Here is a 20,611-nt window from a genome sequence, read left to right as displayed (position 1 = left end):
CGAACCGTGCTGCCGTACCGTTGATGTGTGGCACTGGGCCGACGCACGCGGGGCGGCAACGCCGGAACGTCGTCGCGGGTGCGCGTCGCGGTGGCCGCGGCGGCGCTTGCCGGCGTCGCCGTCGCTTCGGTGACGGGCGGCACCGGCCCGGTCGACGCACAAGACCCGTTCGTCCCCGCCGAATTGGCGTCGTACGAACCGTCGGGAAGCCCACTGTTCACCGACGCCGAGAACCCGTCGATGTCGGCGCTCGGTCACGTCGTGTCGTACGAGTACTCGCCGAACGAGACGATCAGCCCACTCATGCGGGTGCGGACCGAACCGTCGGTGGCGGTGCCGAACCCGCCGAACGGGCGCTTTCACGGCCTGAGCGACGACGGCTGCGTGATCGGTTTCAGGATGCCGCCCATCCCGATCTCCGACCGCTCGCTGTACCCACTCGTGCGCTTCAACCGGTGTTCCGGCAACTCGACGTTCCTCGGGTACGCGGACCGGCAGATCCTCGGCTCCGCCGCCGTCGACGCCGATGGCTCGGTGATCGCGTTCCCGGCCGCCGACGGCATCTTCGTCTACACACTGAACGGTGATGCGCTCGCCACGGAAGCGCTGCTGCCGCTGCCCTCCCAGGGTTGGGGCGCAGCGGAGTTGGCGATCTCCGACAACGGGGCGACGCTGGCGGCGATCGCCGGCGCCGGTCCGAACAGCTTCGGTGGACTCGATTTCTCCGAGCTGTACATCGTCGATGTGGCCAGCGGTTCGTTCCAGGGCATCGCCTCGACGGCCAACCGCGTGTCGATGTCGGGTGACGCGACGCTCGTCGCGTATCGCAACTACGAACTCGGGACGATCACGGTGCTCGACCGGTCCGCCGGTCAGAACCGCCCGGTGTTGCCGGCGTCCGACGCCTACCTCAGCAACGACGGGCGACACCTCGCTTATCGACTCTTCGGCGGGGACAACAGCTACGTCTACATCACGACGTCCGGAGACCGATGGGCGACGTCGACCCCGGCCGAGTTCGTCAGCTACACGTTGCCCGGCGTCAACTCGTTCGTGACCGCCTCCGACCCGGTGGTGTCCGAACACGGACGATGGGTGGGTTGGATCAGCCCGTATCCGTTCCTGTACGTCGACCAGCCCGGCGAGATCGGTCGCTTCCAGCAACGACAGGCGTTGGTCCGAGAGCGACGACCCGTGCTCACGGTGCAGTCCATCGACTACGGCACGGTGCCGGGACCGACCGATCGGACGAGCACCGTGACGAACGTCGGGCCGTCGGGCTGGCGCGTCACAGCGATCGAGTCCACAGGGCCGTTCCAGGTCCGGTCCGAGAACTGCCCGGCGGTGCTCCACCCGGGCCAGTCGTGTCAGGTGACCGTTCGCTTTCTCGCCCAGACGCAAGGCCAGTCGACCGGAGAGTTGCGCGTCCGGGACAACTCGTATCCCGGTATTCCGCTCCTCGCGACCGGCCGCCTCATCGGTTCGTTCGACCCGGGGACACCGCCGCCCCGCGTCACGACGACGACGATTTCGACGGTGACCACGACGACGCAACCCGGGACGCCGCAGAACGTGGGACTGTCGATCACGCCGAGTCCGATCGTGTTCGACTCGTCGGTCGTCGGACAGGCCGCCCCGACCCGGGATGCCACGGTGACGAACGTGGGCGACATCGCCGTGACGGTGCAATCGGTGGGGATCGCCGGTGTGGCGACCGCCGACTTCTCCATCATCGACGACGGATGTACCGACGAGGCCCTCGCGCCGGGTGCGTCGTGCCCGCTCGAGATCCGTTTCACGCCGACGGCCGGCGGATCACGCTCGGCTGCGGTCTCGGCGTCGGGGACCAGTGGGACCTTCGCCGCCGCACCACTGCGGGGAGCGGGCCGCTACGAGGTCGAACTCGAGGTGTCGCCGGAGGTCGCCGGTGGTGGCCAGGTCGTGTCGGTCACGGGGACGGGGTATCCGGCGTCGACGTCGGTGCAGGTCAGCCTGGCCGGTTCGCCGCCGCAGTCGGCATCCACCGACGCAGGCGGGCGTTTCGTCGTGCAGTGGCTCGTCCTGGACGGCACGCCCCAGGGCGTCGTGCAGGCCGACGACGTGGCGACGGTCGACTACGACGCCGAGCCCGCCGATCTCCGGATCGTCCCCTCGCCGATGCGTCCCCAGGGCAACCTGGCCACCCTCGACCGCCTCGCTCGCAATCACGTCTCCCGCTGATCCCAGGCGGACGCCTGGTGGATTGAATCGCCTGGGTGTCCGGGGGGTGGACGCCTGGTGGATTGAATCGCCTGGGTGCCCACGGGTGGTGGGTGGTGGTGGACGCCTGGTGGATTGAATCGCCTGGGTGTCCGGGGTGGTGGGTGGTGGTGGACGCCTGGTGAATTGAATCGCCTGGTGGCCGGGCCGGGGTGGGGTTGCGACTCAGCTGGTGGTGGTGGAGTAGCCGGCGAAGAGGACGGCGGCTCGGCAGGCGCCCGGGCTCGGTTCGTCTCGCCGTGGCTCGATGGTGCCGGCGGTGGCGCACACGACCTGGACATCGATCGACTCACCGGCGTCGAAGACGAACGGGGCCACGAAGTGGTAGTCGAGGTCGCGGAAGTTCGCCATGTTCACCGTGAACAGTGGGCTGCCCGACCGGCTGACGATGATCTCGCCCGAGGCCCCGGTCGGGTTCTGGAACACGATGTCGGTGACCTCGAGTTGCGTGCCGGCGGAGACGTTCTGCGACGAGTTCGTGCCGGCGCCGCCGGGCTGGTCGAACACCTCGATCCGGAAGTCGAACGGCCCGGTCTCGGTGATCGGGGCGATCGTGGTGCTGGTCGTGGTGGTCGTCTCGCCGGGGGCCGGCGTCGTCGTCGGCCCGGGCGGGGCGGTCGTCACCGGCACCACGACCGGGGGAGCGGTCGTCGGAGCCGCCGTCGTCGGCGCGGTGGTCTCACCGCCACCGCCACCACCGCCTCCTCCACCGTCACCGGCTCCCGCTTCGGGGATTCCGGCCTCGTCGAGGCGCTGTTCGATCGGGTCGACCGCCTCGGCGATCTTCTCGTCGACGACCTCCTCCGCCGAGTCACGTGCCGTCGACTCGACCGACGGCTCGAGCAGCAGCTTCCACAGCAGGAACAGCAGGATCAGGAGCGCCAGCAGAGCGAGCAACGCCTTCCAGAACCACTTCGGCACCATCGGCTGCTGGAGGAAGTTCGCATCGATCAGCTGCGGTTCGTCCTCGCCTTCCTGGACGACGACCTGGAACGGGATCGACTTCGGCTGGCCGCGCCAGAACCGCTTGCGTGGCCGTACCGTCACCGTCGCGAGGGCAGCCGTGCCGGGCGCGACCTCGACCGAGGGTGGCTTGATCTCGACGGTCAGCAGGCCGTCGGGTTGGATCCCCTCGAAACTCGGGGTGATCTCGGTGTTGCCGAAATTGTCGACGGCGAGTTCGTGAACGCCCTTGGTCCGCCCGGTCGACGTCTTCGGGTGCAGCTCGCCGAATCGCTGCCCGAAGTCGCCGATGACGAGCGTGAGTTCCTCGGCGACGGATCCGTCGGGGTCCTCGGCCGAGATGACCCGGACGGCGAAGGTCAGCTCGCCCAGCGGCGTGTCGGAGGCGCGTGGCGGCGACACGCGGACCGTCACGAACTCCTCCGTCTCGGGGAACAAGCGGACCTCGACGGGTTCGAACGTCACCCAGTTCGGTGCGATGCCCACCGATTCGAACGTGAACGAGTCGACGACGTCGCCGGTGTTCCGGACCCGGAGGCGTACCTCGGCGGACGCGCCCGGTTCGACCGGGAGCGTGGGACGATCGAAAGCTGCACTGGCGCCCATGAGATCACGGTACGGAGCCGGCGCGGTGCGGTCGGGCGGAGATGTGGTCGCTCCGCTGCCCGTTCGGGCACTCGCGTCCCGCCCGTTGGGGAGCTGCTCCACGAGTCGACGGCCACGCCGAGAACGTCGGGCCGGTCGCTCGCAGGCGGCGTCAGCAGGCTCGTTGCGCGGTCGTTGCGCGGCCGGTGCGGGGCGCGTGGGACGGTGTCGGCCGACGCCGGTGTGGAGCCGGCTCCGAACGAAGGGTTGGGAACCTATGGACCGAGTCGGGGTCTTCGTGTACGCGAGCGATCCGATCTCGCAGGCCGGTGTGGCCGCGCAGATCCGGGGCCGGCCGCGCATCTCCGTCGTCGACGAGCGCTTCATCGACGACGCCGACGTGTCCGTCGTCGTGGTCGACGAGATCGACGACGCCGCTGCCCGAACGGTCAGGGGCATCCAGCGCGACGGCTGCCCGCGCATCGTGCTCGTCGCCACGAACCTCGACGAGGCGGCACTGCTGCGTGCGGTCGAGTGCGATGCTCGCGCCGTGCTCCGTCGGAGGGAGGCATCGCCGGAGCGCCTGTCCGAGGTCGTCGAACTCGTCGCCCGTGGTGAAGGGGCGATGGCTCCCGACCTGTTGGGCAAGTTGCTCCACCAGATGAACCGTCTGCAGCGAGACGTCCTGGCCCCGCGCGGCCTCGGTCCGCAGGGGATGTCGGAGCGCGAGGTCGAGGTGCTGCGCTTGTTGGCCGACGGCTACGACACGGCCGAGATCGCAGCGTCGATGGCGTACAGCGAACGCACGATCAAGAACATCATCCACGAGCTCACGAGCCGGCTGGATTTGAAGAACCGGTCGCACGCCGTCGCGTACGCGATGAAGGCCGGCATCATCTGACCGACGGCGGTCGGCTGCGACGCACCGTGAGACGCCCATGATCCACGACCTGGACGAGTCGATCCGCAACCTGTTCGAGCGCGACGTGCTGAACGGGTCGGGAGTCGACCTCGAATTCGATGCACCCACCAAGGAATGGGTCGGACAGCTGAACAAGCCGACGATCGACATCTTCCTCTACGACATCCGTGAGGACCTCACCCGCCGCGAAGTGATGTTCGAAGACGTTCGCGACGAGGACGGCAAGGTCGTCGATCGGCGGCAACCGCCGCGCAGGTTCCGGTTCGCCTACCTCGTCACCGCGTGGACGAAGCGCCCCGAAGACGAACATCGCCTGCTGTCGTCGATCCTGGCCTGCTTGGTCCGCAACGAGCGGCTCCCGCCCGAGATCCTGGCGGGCGCGCTCGCCGATTCCGAGCGGGCGATCGTGACCCAGGTCGCCATGGCGATCGACGACGACCGGATGTACACCAACATCTGGTCGGCGCTCGGCGGCGAGCTGAAGCCGGCCGTCAACCTGGTGTGTATCGCCCCGCTCGACGTGTCCCGGGTGTTGCCGTTCGGCCCGCCCGTCACCGAAGAGCCCCGCATCTCGGTTGCCCGGCCCGACACCGACGACACCGAGACGATCCGCCCACGAGGTCGAGACGAGGACGACGACCGTGCCGACGACGACACGGCGCTGCCCGACGAGACCGTCCGGGGTGGCAAGGAGGACGAACCGGGTCGGGTCTATCGGGTCCACGCCATGCCTCGACGCGAGCGATGACGCAGCGGACGTCCCTCGTCGAATCGAGTCGCTCATGACCATGCTCGTCGGGCCCGAGCTGCAGGACGGCGGGTCGCGTGATGGCTCCGAGCTCGCTGCAGCGACCCTCGCACGCGTCGAGTCGCTCCGCCATCGCATCGGTCGAGCCCTCACCCGTCGACAGCATGACGACGCCCAGCGGCATCCGATGCGAGGACTCGTCATCACCCACGACGACGCAGCTCGACTCATCACGTCGCCGGTGGTCGTGCCGTCACCGCCCGAACCGGACCCGCTCCCGCTCGCGCTCACCACGTGGGCCGAGCGAGCAGGCCTCGATCGCCTCGACATCGACCTGCTCATGGTGGCGTTGGCACCGGACCTCGACAGTCGATTCGAGCAATGGTTCGGCTTTCTCCACGACGACGTGACCCGTCGACGGGCATCTGCCGGTTTGGCGCTCCAACTCGCCGGACTCAGCCCGACGGTTCCGGGCCACCGGCGTCGACTGACGCCGCACGGTCGTCTCGCGGATCGCGGTCTCATCGAACTGGGGTCGAACGATCGGCCGTTCGCGAGCCGTGAGCTGTCGGTTCCCGACAGTGTGATGCTCGGTCTGCTGGGCGACGATGAACCCGTCCTACCGATCCGCCAGGTCGAACACGGCCACGTTCGCAACGGCTGGGTGGACGCGCTCGCCTCGAGTCTGCGACGAGGCGCCGTGCTCGTGTACGTCCGGGACGCACGCGACCGCAGCGCGTTCGAACTCGTCGCCTCAGCGCTGCGGGGCGCCTTCGGAGACGAACACCGAAGCATGTCGGTGGATCTGACACGCTCCGACGAGCAGGCCCACACCGTGGTGGCAGCGCTTCGAATGCGGTCCGTCAGAGGCGCACCGCTGGTCGTCGAAGGAGCAGATGAGGCGCTCCGTTCGGATCCGCGGCTCGGCGACCGGTTGCTCCGCCTGGCCTCCACGGTCGCCCCCGTCGTGCTCATCGGACGGTCGTCGTGGGATCCCGATTGGGCAAGCGGTACCCCGCTGACGCTCGACGCTCCCGTCCTCACGTTCGCCGAACGCGAATCGGCGTGGCGGCATGCGCTCGGTTCCGACGCGGGAAGCGGTGCGGCCGAATCGACGCTGGCGTTCCGGTTGAACCCCGAACGCATCAGGCGGGCATCGGCCGCAGCCAGACTGCAGGCGCTGCACCGTGCCGGTCCCGTCGGGGCCGACGATGTCCGTGTCGGCGCACGCCTGCAGAACTCGGCGGCGCTCGGTCGACTCGCTCGACGGATCGAGCCGCGCGCGACGTGGGACGACCTCGTGGTCGACCCGGCCGCACAAGCCGCATTGTGGTCGGCGTGTGAACGCGTCCGCCATCGTCCCCACGTGCTCGACACGTGGGGCCTCCGCCGCGGCGGGGGGCGAGGCGAGGGCATCACCGCCCTGTTCGCCGGTCCGAGTGGCACCGGGAAGACGCTTGCGGCCGAAGTGATCGCCCACGACCTCGGCGTCGATCTGCACACGATCGACTTGTCGAGTCTCGTCGACAAGTACATCGGTGAGACCGAGAAGAACCTCGACCGCGTGTTCGAAGCGGCCGAACAGACCGACACGGTGCTCTTCTTCGACGAGGCGGACGCCGTGTTCGGGAAGCGCAGCGAGGTGAAGGATGCGCGCGATCGCTACGCGAACGTCGAGGTCGCGTACCTCCTCCAGCGGATGGAACAGTTCGACGGTCTCGTCGTCCTCGCCACCAACCTCCGCCTCAACATGGACGAAGCGTTCGCTCGGCGGCTCGACGTCACCGTCGACTTCCCGAAGCCGACGCCGGCTGCGCGATCGCGGCTCTGGCATCATCTCGTCGGCGACCGTCTCCCGATCGGTCCCGACGTGGATCTCCAGGTGCTCGCGAAATCGTTCGACCTCGCGGGCGGTTCGATCCGGAACGCCGTCGTGACCGCCGCGTACGAGGCGGCATCACAGGGGCGTGAGGTGTCGATGCCCGACCTGATCGGTGCCGTGGCTGGGGAGTATCACAAGCTCGGCCGACTCTGCCTCGAGAGTGAGTTCGGTGATTGGTTCTGGGTGATCGATCAGCGAACGATCGGACCCGCCGGAAGTCGCTGATGCCCGGTCGGGAAGAGGGCACTGCCCGTTCGGCCCCGGCGTGCACCCTCGCGTCTGTCGTCGACAGCGAGAGGATGGCTGCAGCGTGCGCAGATCCGTCCAGAACGACGTCCTGAGGTGACCCGTGCCACCGCAGAAGAACGAAGTGAGCCCGAAGCCCGAGCGTGTCACCGACGTTCGCGCGGAGGAAGGCACGGTCGATGGGGAGGTGCGGCCGGATCGCACGTCGCTGATGCAGCAGGTGCTCGCCTGGCAGCGGTCCGTCGGGAACCAGGCGACCGCCGCGACGCTCGACGAAGCCGCTCCGACGGGGGACCAACCGGACGCCACCGGCCCCGGGGTCGACCTGGCCGCGGCACGCGACGTGGTCGAGATGGAGCCGCTCGTCATCCGGGCCGGGGGAGCGGGCGCCGACGGTGGAGGATCGTCAGGGCCGGATGCCGATGGCGGCGGCGAGTCGGGCGACGCATCCGGCAGTGAGGCGATGGAGGCCGACTCGACCGCAAGCGCCCGATCGGATCCGCGGGCGGAGACCGGCGAGCCGAACACCGATCCGGATGGTTCGGGTGTGGTGGAGATGGAGCCGTTGGTGATCGAGGGTCGTGCTGGGTCTGGTGTGGGTGGTGGCGGTGCGGGTGCGGGTGATGTTGGTTCGGGTGTGGTGGAGATGGAGCCGTTGGTGATCGAGGGTGGTGCTGGGCGTGGTGCGGGTGATGTTGGTGGGGGTGTGGTGGAGATGGAGCCGTTGGTGGTCGAGGGTGGTGCTGGGTCTGGTGTGGGTGATGTTGGTGGGGGTGTGGTGGAGATGGAGCCGTTGGTGGTCGAGGGTGGTGCTGGGTCTGGTGTGGGTGATGTTGGTGGGGGTGTGGTGGAGATGGAGCCGTTGGTGGTCGAGGGTGGTGCTGGGTCTGGTGTGGGTGATGTTGGTGGGGGTGTGGTGGAGATGGAGCCGTTGGTGATCGAGGGTGGTGCTGGGTCTGGTGCGGGTGATGTTGGTGGGGGTGTGGTGGAGATGGAGCCGTTGGTGATCGAGGGTGGTGCTGGGTCTGGTGCGGGGCCCGGTTCGGGTGTGGTGGAGATGGAGCCGTTGGTGATCGAGGGTGGTGCTGGGCGTGGTGCGGGTGATGTTGGTGGGGGTGTGGTGGAGATGGAGCCGTTGGTCGTCGAGGGTGGTGCGGGGCCCGGTGGGGGTGTGGTGGAGATGGAGCCGTCGGTGGTCGAGGGTCGTGCTGGGGGTGGTGCGGGTGATGCGGGTGCTGGGCGTGGTGCGGGTGATGGTGGTTCGGGTGTGGTGGAGATGGAGCCGTTGGTGATCGAGGGTGGTGCTGGGCGTGGTGCGGGTGATGTTGGTGGGGGTGTGGTGGAGATGGAGCCGTTGGTGATCGAGGGTCGCTCCGGGCCGGCCGAGACGGAGCTCACGACACCGGGATTCGAGCGGCGGAACGGGCCGGGGAGCGCCTCCGTCGGCGGCGGACCGGCACCTCCGACAACGCGCGGTGGCGGCGGCCGACAGAGCGGTGGCGGCGGCCGATCGAGCGGCGGTGGCGGCGGCCGACCGAGCGGCGGTGGCGGAGGTGGTGCGGCGCCCCGACCGGCGCCTCTCGGCGACGCCGGCTTGGAGCAGTGGCGCAGCGCATCACAAGCGTCGGTCGACGGAGTCGCCGACGGCGACCTGTCAGCGACGGCCGAAGGCGCCGGTGATGTCTCGAGTGAAGGTGAGTCGATCGATCAGCTGCGGCGTGGTGAAGCGCCGGAGTTCGAATCGGAACTCCGCTCGCAGCAGGCGCCGGTGCCGGAGGACGCGCCACGCCCGACCCAGCTCGACACCATGGCTGCCGACGGGGCGATCTCGAGCATCGAGTCCGCGGCCGGTGAACGCCTGCCCACGCAGCAGCTTTCGCCGGTCGGCACGCCGCCGCCGTACGCGGGACTCAATCCGGCCGATTACGTTCCGAACACTCGTCGTGAAGCGGTCGCGGACCTGGAGCGGCAACTCGAGTCGCCCGATCTCACCGAGGCCGAACGCGCCGACTTGACCCGTCAGCTCGAAGCAGCGCGCGCCGAAGTTGCAGCCATCGAGGAGCGGGCTGGTGCACCCACAGCGGCTGAACCGCCGATCAGCGTCAGCGATGCCGGTCCCGCGTCGCTCGAGCCGCTTCCTGCGGGGCAGGCCGACTTGATCGGCGATGCGGTGGCGCGCCTGCTCGGGCAGGTCGACGACCGAGCCCAGGGGGTCGTCACCGGTGCGGTCGCTGCCACGCATGGTCAGCAGGTTCCCGCCATGGTGGCGCTCGGCGACGAGCGCAAGCCCGACGTGGTATCGGAGATCGACCGTGAGCTGCGCGGCATCGCCGATGCCGCTGGGGTCACCGAGGAGCAGTTGACGGCGAAGGTAACCGAACAGCAGCAGGCGGTCGAGGCCGAACGTGACGCTCAGGTCGACGAGATCAGGTCGGCTGGGACCGCGGCCTCGTCGGCGGTCTCGGAGCGTGGTGCGGAGGAGACCGGCGAGGCGGCGGCCGCGAGGCAGGCGGTCGACTCCGAGAACGCGTCGATCCGCGACGCCGTGACGGGTGAGGCCGACACCGCCGACATCGAGCGCACTCGTGACGACTATCTCGGTCGAGCCCGCACGCTGTCCGCCCAGGCAAAGGCCGGCGTTCGAGCGTCGATGGATCGTCGGCGTGAGCAGTTGCGCGAGGCGGGCGACCAGGTCAAGCGGGATGCCGGCACCGCAGCCGATCGACAAGCGGCAGCGATCCGGCGCCACTGGGCCGACGACGAGGACCCCAACAAGGCAACCGTCGAGGCTCGTCCGACGACGTCGTGGGGGCGAACTCGGGCGTCGGAGGCAGACGCCGAGGTGACGCGACTGACCACGGCGGCTCAGACGGAGGCCGACAGAATCACCGAGACCATCGACGAGCGTGCCGAACAGGCGCGCGAGACCATTCGCGACTGGGCCGCCGGACAAGAAGGGCGTGAGCGCTCGTTCTGGGAGCGCCTGGTCGACAGCTTCCAGGACTGGTGGGCCGATGCCGAGGCCGACAACGAGGCCTGGGAGCGGCAGCGCAATGCGGAAACCCGTGACCGGATGGTCGCAGACCTCGATTCGCTGACCGCGTTGACCGAGGCGCGTGCGACGGGAAGCCGTGAAGCGTTCAACGAGGAGTGGGCGCGCCTCGACGCCGATCAACAACAGCTGGCTCAGCAGTTCTTCCAAGGGGGGATGTCGAGCATCGGTTTCGTCGCCGAGACGACGATGCGTCGCATCGCCTCCCGGCGAACACCCGAGCTGGCGACGGCATTCGAGACCGAGGCGATTGCATCGTTCGGGGGCCTCGAACTGGCCCAACTGGCTCAGGCGACCAACTCGGGCTTCAACCCTGATGTGTTGGCGAACCAGATTCGCGGCGCGATCAGTGGCATGGGGACGGACGAAGCGACCGTGTTCCAGGCGTTGGGGGGCGCGACCACGGCGGTGGAACGTGCCAGTCTCGACAAGCGGTACCAGGAGCTGTTCGGCGACACGCTCGAGGACGACGTCCGAGGTGACCTCAGCGATCGAGAACTCGAGCGTGCCGAGGCGCTCATGTCGGGGGAGGCCGCGCGCGCCGATGCCGCAGCGATCGCCGAAGCAATCGAGGGACTCGGCACGGACGAGGCCGCTGTCGTTGCTGCATTGCGTGGCAAGACACCGGCGCAGATCGCCGCCATCCAGGCCGAGTACGAGCGATTGACGGGGGAGTCGCTCGGCGCCGCGGTGCGCGACGACTTCTCGGAGGCCGAGCTCGATCAGACCGAGGCATTGATCAGCGGCGATGCCGACGCAGCGGACGCCGCCGAACTCGAGGTGGCCATGGCGGGCATGGGCACCGACGAGGAAGGGATGCGCAGCGTCTTCACCCGGATCAGGGCGGAGGAGGAGCGCCGGGCTCGTGAGGAGGGGCTGACGCCGGCGGAGCTGCAGCAACGCATTCGGGAGCGCAACGAGCGCGTGGTGTCGCGATTCGAGGACATGGGGTACGGCGACTTCCGCACCCGCATGATGGCCGAGTTGGCCGATGTCGACGAGAGTGCCGTGGCCGACATGGAAGACCGCGACTCGCCGCTGCTCCGCAACGGAGACATCGGCTTGATGGATGCCATGGTCGGTGGCGACGAGTCGGCGATCGACGCCGCCCGACTCGACCGCGAACGGCGGAGCACGTACGCATCGGACGACGAGACCGAGGCGGTGGTCCGGAACCAGCGGACGCGAGCCGAGCGAGACGTTGCGCTCGACATGCGTGCCGAGCGCGATCGCCTCGAGCTGATGCGCCGGTCCGGCGACCTCAGCAACGACGCCTACCAGGAGGCGCTTGCCGACTTTCAACGACGGGACAGCAACCGCGAGGAGGCGATCCGGGAGCGTGCCGGCGCCAACATGGAAGCGCTCGGCGAGGCGTATCAGTCGGCGACCGGGGGAGTCGAGACGCTCGACGAGTACGTCGATCGCTACACCTCCGGCGTCTCGCACGACGAAATCGAGGCGCTGGTCGCCAACGGTGGTCGGCTGTCGGACGAAGACGAGATCTTCTTCGCGGTCGAGGGCATCGGAAGCACCGACGAGGCACGGATCCGTGAAGTCCTGTCGAACAAGACTCCCGAGGAGATCCAGCGCATCCGCGAGGCATACGAACGCCGCCACGGTGCCGGCAGCTTCGACGACGACATCCTCGGCGACCTCGACGGTCGTGACGATCTCGACATCGGCCACATGCTTCGCTACGGCGACCCGTCGACGTTCTCACGACGTCTCGCCGCTGCGTCGACGCCTGCCGAGCGTGAGCGGATCCTCGGTGAGATGCGGACGATGCTGCGAGAACGTCAGGAGTTCGAGCAGACCGGTCTCGTCGGCGGGTTGTTCGCCGCCGGACTCGACCCGATGAACAGTGCGAGCCAGCTCGAGGCGGCGATCGCGAACGGCGAAGCGTATGCGGAGGCGCTGAACGCACAGGAGGACGCCGAACCGGGGGCGCCCGTCGATCCGGCCCTCGCGGCGGCCCGCTCGAGGTTCGAGACCACGTTCGGCGGAGCACGCGAATCGCAGGAGCAGGTTCGCAAGCAGATCGACGCCTACTCCGACGCCGCCGTCCAGGTGGGCGCCGCAGTTGCTGGCATTGCGGTGACCATCGCAACGGCGGGTACGGCGGGTCCTGCGGTTGCTGCGCTCTACGGTGCGCTCGCGTCGGCGGCGATGGGCATGGCGATCGAGTCGACGATGCGCGGCGCCGCCTACGGCTACGAAGACATGGGTGTCGACGTGGCCGTCGGTGCGGTCGACGCGGTCGTGTCGGTTGCGACCGCCGGCGTCGGCGGTGCGCTGCTCGACGGTGTCGAAGCAGCGATCCGGCAACAGGTCGTGCGCCAGGTCGCTGCCGAAGGTGCCGAAGAGGTGGCCGAGAGCGTCATGCGCAACCTCGTCCGTGAAGCAATCGCCGAGGCGATCGAGGGTGGCATCGGCGCCATGCCGTCAGCGGCGGTCGAGACGATGCTGAACGACGACGTCTGGCGGTCGGGTGATCCGTGGGGGCAGATCCTCGACGCGACCGGTCAGGCAGGTGCGATGGGCGCCGCGATGGGTGCGGGGATGTCCGGCGGTATGGGTGCGTTCAACGCCGCGCGCGGTGCGCCGACCCCGAGGGCCGATGCGCCCTCGTCGGCCGGCGACACGCCGACAGCACACGGCGGTGCGCCTGACGCACCGGCCTCGGGCGCGCCGACCGGTGACGGGGTCCGTCCGGCCGACGTCGACGGGCCGGTGGCGCCCGACACGCCTCCGCCGTACGACACCGACTTCACCCCACCGCCCGACGCCGATCCCGAGATCGCCGCCGCCCGGGCGGCCCGCGGCGAGGAGCCGTCGAACGCTCCGGCCGCCCGGTCTCCGTCTCGCCCCGACGGTGCGCCGACGCCGGCGCGGACCGAGGGCGGTCCCGACGCCGTGTACGACGTCGACGCCGATCCGCACGTCGGCGAGGACGGCATCATCGACCTCGACGATCCTCGCAATCGTCATCTGATCGCCGACCAGATGGCGAGCCAGGCCCCGGGCGAACTGGCGAAGGATCCGGTCGCTTCGCGCGAGCTGTTCGAAGGGTTCGTCGACCAGACACCCGACATGGAGATCGGGCTCGTCCGCAACAACGAGACGGGGGAGTACATCGTGGTGCAAGGGTCTCCCGGGTCAGTGGACACCCGTCACGGGCAGGGCCGCATCTGGGAGGAACTGATGAGCCCCGACAGCGCCCTTCGTGGCCGATGGGAGCTCATCGTGCACAGTCATCCCGTCGACGCCTCGGGTACGACGCCGCCGTATGCCCGGGTGCCGTCGGGCGGCGCGGGCGACATGTGGATCTCGGTGCACCAAGCCCAGCTGACCGGGCAGTCGGTGACCCAGGAGATCCGCATCACGACGGACGCCGGTGCGGACGTCACCCGCTACGGCTTCGATCCGAACCACGAGAAGCCGTACTTCATCGACTTCCCGGGTCCGGACGGCACACGCCAGCCACATCGGTTCGCGACGATCGAGGACTACCACGACTGGTATCGGGGCGAGTTCGGCGGTGACCTCCGGCCGATTCCGTCCGGGTTCCCCGGCCCCCGACGCACCCCGCCGCCCACCACCGGCCAGCCCGACCAGACGCCGGGGGGTCACGTGGACGACACCCCGACCGAGGAGATCGACCTGTCGGAGCTGGACACGACCCAGGAGATCGACACGTCGGATCTCGACACGACCCAAGAAATCGACCTGTCGGAGCTGGAGACGACCCAGGTACGGGAGGCGCCCACCGGTCGGAGTCACACGGAGCAAGCCGCCATCGACGACTTCGACGACGCTCCGACACAAGTGCGCGAAGCACTCTCCGCCGACTCGGAGACGACCCAGGTGATGGAGCGTCCGGACTTCGACTCCGAGACAACGCAGGTGATGGAGCGTCCGGACTTCGACTCCGAGACAACGCAGGTGATGGAGCGTCCGGACTTCGACTCCGAGATAACGCAGGTGATGGAGCGTCCGGACTTCGACTCCGAGACGACCCAGGTGCGTGAAGCCCCCGAGTTCGATCCGGAAGCGACGCAGGAGATCGACGTCACAGACCTCGAGACGACGCAGGAGATCGACATCTCGGAGCTCGACTTCGACGATGCACCGACCGTGGTGACCGGCCCTCCCGTAGCGTCCGCCCCACCTGCGCCGTCGTCGCCGCCGCGCCCCCGAGCCGCTGTCGACCAGGTCTTGCAGCGTCACGGTGTGACGCGTCGTGAAGTAGGACGTACCGGTCTGACGCCCGAGCAGTTCGCGGAGCTTCCGCCCGCGACCCAGGCGGAAGTGGTCGCTCAGATCCGAGACGCCGGTGATCCTGGGGTCGAGATCATCGATCCGACGTCCGTGACGGAACTCGACTTGCCCGAATATCAACTCGCCGTCGAAGAAGCGTCCGACTCGTTCGCGCGATTGTCCAACATCGAGCAGGGCAAGAATGTGGCGGGCACGACGCATGGAGACCAGGCATTGAGCGGGTACCACGATCCCGAAGCGGTCGAGCGGGTTCGCGTCGCGGGAACCGAGGCCGGGCACGAAACCACGCCGCACACGTTCGATCGCGAGTTCGAGGGGCAGTACGAGAGCTCCCACTCCGAGCGGAAGATCGCCGAGAACACGGGACGTTCCTCGCTCGCTTCGTCGAAGGACCTGTGCCCCCTGTGCCAGCGGTGGTTCGCCGCACGCGCGGAGTCGTTGGGCGAGCCGTTTTTCGTCGCCGACCCGACAGGAGTCCGGGTGTTCATGCCCGACGGTCGCGTCGTCACGGTTCCCCACCCATCGGGCGCCGACACGTCGCTGGCCGGCAGCATGCGAAGGGGGCGCTAACGAGCCTGCACCATCGGGCACCGGAGGCTTCCCTGCGGCGCACGCCGGCTGCCTCCACGGGTCGCTCGCTGCGTTCCACGCTGGTCGCAACCACCAGTACGAGCGCACCATGAGGAGGGCGGTTCATGCCCCAGTACCTGTCACCGGGGGTCTACGTGGAGGAGGTCGAGGCAGGGTCTCGACCGATCGAGGGCGTCGCCACATCGGTGGCCGCGTTCGTCGGGATGGCGAAAGCCGGCCCGGTGAACCGTCCGACCCTCGTCACGAACTGGACCCAGTTCACCCAGACCTTCGGGGATCACATGGAGGGCTCGTACCTGGCGCACGCCGTGTACGGCTACTTCAACAACGGCGGTGGCTCGGCCTACGTCGTCCGTATCGGTGCGCCCGACGACGACGCCGACACCCCGCAGCTGGTGCCCGCCACCTCGGCGCTCCCCACGGCGGCCGACGGCGACCAGCTCGGCTACGAGGTCAGCGCCAAGGAAGCAGGGTCCGAAGGCAACGGCTTGCGGGTCGAGGTCCAGGAGGCGTCGGAGCCCGGTGACGACGGTTCGGCGTTCAAGATCGTCGTCAAGCGCGGCGACCAGGAACTCGAATCGTTCGACAACCTCACGACCGGTCGTGGACGTCAGAACGTGGCGACGCACGTGAACGCCAACTCGCAGTTGATCGAGATGACCGAGACATCGGTGAAGGGTTCGATCGAGCGTCGGCCTGCGACCGGGGCATCGGTCGAGCTCGCCGGAGGCGGCGAGGCGGCGCCGTTGCCGGCGCAGCTCGACGCGGCCGACTACGTCGGGGACGCCGCCGACCGCACCGGCTTCGCCGGGCTCGAGGCGATCGAGGACATCACCATGCTGATGGTGCCCGACCTGATGGCCGCCTACCAGCAGCGACTGATCGATCTCGAGGGCGTGCAGGCCGTCCAGCTCGCGATGATCGCTCATGCCGAGCTGATGGGCGACCGCCTCGCGATCCTCGATCCACCGCCGGCGCTCAACGCTCAGCAGGTGAAGGAGTGGCGTGTCGACAAGGCGGGCTACGACTCCAAGCAGGCGGCGCTCTACTGGCCCTGGGTGAAGGTCTTCGACCCGGCCTCGGGACAGAACCAGTTCGTGCCGCCGTGCGGACACATGGCCGGCATCTGGGCACGCAGCGATGCGACTCGCGGCGTCCACAAGGCACCGGCGAACGAGGTCGTCCGCGGGGCGATCGCGCTCGAGACCAACATCACTCGCAGCGAGCACGACGGCCTCAACCCGAACGGCGTGAACGTCATCCGGTCGTTCCCCGGCATGGGCATCCGGGTCTGGGGTGCACGCACGCTGTCGTCCGATCCGGCATGGCGCTACATCAACGTCCGACGGCTCTTCAACTACCTGGAGGAGTCGATCATGGGAGGCACCCAGTGGGTCGTGTTCGAACCGAACGACTACGACCTCTGGCAGCGCATCCGACGCACGATCGCCGCCTTCCTCGTCCGCCAGTGGCGTGACGGAGCGCTGTTCGGCCAGACGCCCGCCGACGCCTTCTACGTGAAGTGCGACGACGAGACGAACCCGTCCGAGATGATCGACGCCGGCCAGGTCACGTGCGAGATCGGCGTCGCACCGGTGAAGCCGGCCGAGTTCGTCGTGTTCCGACTCGCCCAGTTCTCCGGCGGCACCTCGATCTCCGAATAGCCGCACGACAGCGACACCGCGACGGCTGACAGCACCGACACCATCACCACCGACACCATCACGACCGACACGAGTCACCCACCAGAACAAGGAGTACGGAGATGCCCATCGGCGAAGACGCCATTGCGGGTTACACGTTCAAGATCGAGATCGACGGCCAGGTCATCGCCCAGTTCAAGGAGCTGAGCGGACTCGAGGCGTCGCGCGAGGTCATCGAACACCGCGAGAACAACATGGCCGGCAAGGAGGTCATCAAGAAGCTGCCCGGCAAGAAGTCGTGGGGCGACATCACGCTCAAGCGTGGCGTGACCGACAACATGGTCGTCTGGGAATGGTTCCAGAAGGTCATGGACGGCCTCATCGACGAGGCCCGAAAAAACGGCTCGATCGTGCTCTACGACTACGCCGGCGGTGAGACCGGGCGATGGAACCTGACGAACTGCTGGCCGTCGAAGGTCGCGGTGAACGGGATGCAGGCGGGCAGCTCCGATGTGCTCGTCGAAGAGATGACCCTCGTCCACGAGGGCGTGGAACCGGCCTGACATGAGCTCGGCGACGCTCGACCACGGCAGCGATCGGAACGTGGACGCACTGCAGACCGAGTACGCGTTCGTGCTGCCGCGCGGCCTCGTCGACGAGGACGGCACGGTGCACCGCGACGGTGTCATGCGCCTCGCGACGGCACGCGACGAGATCCTGCCGCTGCGCGACCCCCGGGTGCGGGAGAACGAGGCCTACCTGTCGATCGTGCTGCTCGCCCGAGTGGTCGAACGCATCGGCACCGTCGCCGATGTCCACGCCGGTGTGATCGAGCGGCTCTTCGCCGCCGATCTCGCGTTCCTGCAAGACCTGTACCGACGCATCAACCAGGAGGGCCACACGCTGGCTGCGGTCACCTGTCCCGCGTGCCAGCACGACTTCCAGGTCGACGTGGCAGGTGACGCGCCGGGGGAATCGTGACGTACGCAGCCGATCGCCTGTACGAGGAGGTTGCGTACGTCGCCTACCACTTCCACTGGGACCTCGACCAGATCCTCGACCTCGAACACGGGGTCCGACACCAGTTCATCGATCAGATCGGCTCGATCAACGAGCGCATCTCGGCGGGGGAGTGACGCGTCGTGCGGTGGTGGCCATTCGGTCGGCGGGAGCGGCACGACACCGCACCCTCCACGTCCGAACCCGCCCCTGCGCCGACGCCGGCAGTGCGTGACCAGCCGAGGCCGACCGGCGCATGGCGGGCACTGCCTCCCTTGCAGCCGACCGCATCGTCGTTCGAGCTCACCGCGCCGGTGCAGCGCCTCGACGGCGATCTGTCGGTGACGCATCACACCCAGGTCTCGGCGCCGACGCTCGTGCACGACCGCACTCCCACGGCACCGGCCGGTTCCGTCGGTGGGCTCGTGCGGGGCCGGGGACATCGCACCCGACGCGACGAGCGCCCGCTCGCCGTCGCTCCGCTCGCCGATGCGACCGAGGCGGTCCCGCTCCGACCCGCCGACTCGGTCGCGCGGCTCCCGCACGCCGCCGGCACTGACGCCGACCCGCCCGCACCGGCGCCGACCCCGGCGTCGTCGACGGCGTCATCACCGGCGTCGACGGTACGACCCGCCGCTACATCGAGCCCACGGCCGACGACACGTCCGACGTCGCACCGGTCACCGTCGCAACCATCGGCATCGTCACCATCGCCATCACCATCATCATCGTCACCGTCGAAGCCGTCCCCGGCAGGCCAGGTGTCACCGACCGTTGCGACGACACCGTCGACGACATCAGCGGGACTCGGTGCACCTCTGGCCGCCGACCTCGCCCCGGTTCGGTCGGTCGATCTGCCGGCGCGTCGCATGCCGGTCGCTACGGTCCCGCAGGTCGCAGAACCGTCGCCGTCGCCGAGTTCGCCACTCGTCGGCGACATCCAACGACTGCCCACCTCGGCGCCGACATCGAGTTCGACGCCGCCATCGACACCGGCGTCTGGATCGGGGTCGGACCGTCCCACCGGCGAGCCGCCGGCAGCGGCGACCGGTGGTGCCGCGTCCGACACCGGGTCGTCCCGGAGCATCGAGCCGGCGCCGACGGCCGCTGCGCGACCCGGCGCGCCGACCTTCGGGTCGACCCGCGTCGTCCGACGGATCGGCGCACCACTCACCGCCCGGCCGTCGAACATGGTCGATCGCCCGGCCCCACCCGACGCCGCGTCGTCGCCGATCCCCGCCGCCTCCGGCGCGACCGAGACACCGACACTTCCTCAGCCGGCCCCCCGGCCTGCGCCGCCGCGACCGGGCGAGCTCCCGGTGAGGAGTCACCGCCGCGCCGCAGCCGCCGCACCGGCACCCGCTCGAACCGCAGCGTCACCGGGGGCACCGGCCGGAGCGCCGTCGAGCGTCCCGGTCGGGGCGGGCTCGATCCAGCGTCTGGCTGCCACCGCCCCCGCCTTGACCGCGGTGAACCCTGGTCGCTCCACCTCGGCTCCCGCCGATCCGTCTCTCGCGCCGTCGGCGCAGTCAGCGCCGTCGCCCGGCCCCGTGCCGGTCCGGAGGGACGTGCAGCGTGCCCCCGAGTCGGTGCCGCCTGCGGTGCGGAGCGAGCTCGAGCCGCAGTTCGGTGAGTCGCTCGCCGACGTGCGGGTGCACCGGGGCCCGGAGGTCAGCGATGCGGCACGGTCGATCTCGGCCAAGGCATTCGCGACCGGCGGTGAGGTCTTCCTCCCCGACGAGCACGGTCCTGCCGAGTCGGGCGAAGGACGCAAGATCCTGTCGCACGAGCTCACCCACGTCGTCCAGCAGCGCCGACTCGGTGCCGACCTGCCCGACGAGGGTTCGTCGGCAGGAGCGGCGCTCGAACGCGAGGCACGAGAGGTCGGCGGCCAGGCGACACCGGTGCAGGCGCGCCCGATCCCTGCGTCTGCTGGCGGAGAGCAGCGCCTGGCCGCCCCGGCACTGCCGCCGCGACCGAGCCGGTCGGTCCCGACCGCATCGGGCAGCGATCTCGACCCGGCGGGTCAGGCCGCCATGGTCGCCCGCATCCAGACCGCAGCGACGGGAGCGGGCATCGCGGTGAACGTACCGGCAGCCGGCGGCAGTGCTGCTCGCCCCGGCACGCAACGGCTCGCCGACGGCGGCCAGCCCGCATCGCAAGCCGGCCCGACACCGGCGTCGGCCGCAACGCCGACGCCCTCGACATCGTCGGGCGCGGTCACGTCGAGGGTCACCTCGTCGTCGGTCACCTCGTCGGTGGCCTCGTCGACCGAGCGGTCGGCCGACGAGCTCGATGCGCTCGCGGGCCAGCTCTATCCACGCATGCGGACCCGACTCCGTTCCGAACTCCTGACCGACCGCGAACGGTCCGGACGCCTCTTCGACCGGTGAGCACGATGCGCGACACGACCCACGAAACGATCATGGACACGACCCACGAC

12 protein-coding genes are annotated in these 20,611 nt (G+C 69.2%); 10 read left to right on the top strand and 2 right to left on the bottom strand.

Translation table 11 applies throughout. The annotated features are described in order from the left end of the window. Positions 1-27 precede the first annotated feature (27 nt). Entirely contained in the window at positions 28-2,220 is a 2,193-nt protein-coding gene (locus BDK89_RS13010; RefSeq protein ID WP_133869349.1) for a choice-of-anchor D domain-containing protein, read from the top strand. 204 nt (positions 2,221-2,424) lie between these two features. On the opposite strand, the gene BDK89_RS13005 is transcribed toward BDK89_RS13010, so the two are convergent. Next, positions 2,425-3,828: a COG1470 family protein gene (locus BDK89_RS13005; protein WP_133869348.1), complete on the bottom strand. Its 1,404-nt coding sequence runs from the start codon at positions 3,826-3,828 to the stop codon at positions 2,425-2,427. A 256-nt stretch (positions 3,829-4,084) separates the two neighbouring features. Between BDK89_RS13005 and BDK89_RS13000 the strand changes: the two genes are divergently transcribed. The 8 genes from BDK89_RS13000 to BDK89_RS21810 all read left to right on the top strand — a co-directional run bounded on the left by BDK89_RS13000 (position 4,085) and on the right by BDK89_RS21810 (position 18,305). Then, positions 4,085-4,708: a helix-turn-helix transcriptional regulator gene (locus BDK89_RS13000; protein WP_133869347.1), complete on the top strand. Its 624-nt coding sequence runs from the start codon at positions 4,085-4,087 to the stop codon at positions 4,706-4,708. Positions 4,709-4,745: 37 nt separating this feature from the next. Beyond that, complete coding sequence (locus BDK89_RS12995) at positions 4,746-5,477, top strand: Pvc16 family protein (RefSeq protein ID WP_133869346.1); 732 nt, start codon at positions 4,746-4,748, stop codon at positions 5,475-5,477. A gap of 34 nt (positions 5,478-5,511) precedes the next feature. Beyond that, the gene (locus BDK89_RS12990) at positions 5,512-7,584 is read left to right on the top strand and encodes an ATP-binding protein (protein ID WP_208294069.1); all 2,073 of its coding nucleotides are present in this window, start codon (positions 5,512-5,514) and stop codon (positions 7,582-7,584) included. A gap of 145 nt (positions 7,585-7,729) precedes the next feature. Beyond that, positions 7,730-15,505, top strand: a complete 7,776-nt coding sequence (locus BDK89_RS22580) for a hypothetical protein (RefSeq protein WP_133869345.1) — start codon at positions 7,730-7,732, stop codon at positions 15,503-15,505. 125 nt (positions 15,506-15,630) lie between these two features. Continuing rightward, the gene (locus BDK89_RS12980) at positions 15,631-17,190 is read left to right on the top strand and encodes a phage tail sheath family protein (RefSeq protein WP_133869344.1); all 1,560 of its coding nucleotides are present in this window, start codon (positions 15,631-15,633) and stop codon (positions 17,188-17,190) included. A 101-nt stretch (positions 17,191-17,291) separates the two neighbouring features. Continuing rightward, a complete protein-coding gene (locus tag BDK89_RS12975) occupies positions 17,292-17,732 on the top strand; it encodes a phage tail protein (protein WP_133869343.1) in 441 nt (146 codons plus the stop codon). A 1-nt stretch (position 17,733) separates the two neighbouring features. Further along, positions 17,734-18,150 (top strand): hypothetical protein, encoded by a 417-nt coding sequence (locus tag BDK89_RS12970; RefSeq protein WP_133869342.1) that lies wholly within the window; start codon positions 17,734-17,736, stop codon positions 18,148-18,150. Further along, positions 18,147-18,305, top strand: a complete 159-nt coding sequence (locus BDK89_RS21810; protein WP_166657563.1) for a DUF6760 family protein — start codon at positions 18,147-18,149, stop codon at positions 18,303-18,305. Before BDK89_RS12970 ends, BDK89_RS21810 begins: the two co-directional genes overlap by 4 nt. 1,190 nt (positions 18,306-19,495) lie before the next feature. Here BDK89_RS21810 and BDK89_RS22575 read toward each other — a convergent pair. Further along, positions 19,496-19,618: a hypothetical protein gene (locus BDK89_RS22575; protein WP_279586790.1), complete on the bottom strand. Its 123-nt coding sequence runs from the start codon at positions 19,616-19,618 to the stop codon at positions 19,496-19,498. Between the two features lie 118 nt (positions 19,619-19,736). Between BDK89_RS22575 and BDK89_RS21805 the strand changes: the two genes are divergently transcribed. After that, entirely contained in the window at positions 19,737-20,561 is an 825-nt protein-coding gene (locus BDK89_RS21805) for an eCIS core domain-containing protein (protein ID WP_166657562.1), read from the top strand. Positions 20,562-20,611: the final 50 nt, after the last annotated feature.

Source organism: Ilumatobacter fluminis, assembly GCF_004364865.1.
GTDB lineage: Bacteria > Actinomycetota > Acidimicrobiia > Acidimicrobiales > Ilumatobacteraceae > Ilumatobacter > Ilumatobacter fluminis.
This window is presented reverse-complemented; position numbering and strand designations above follow the sequence as displayed.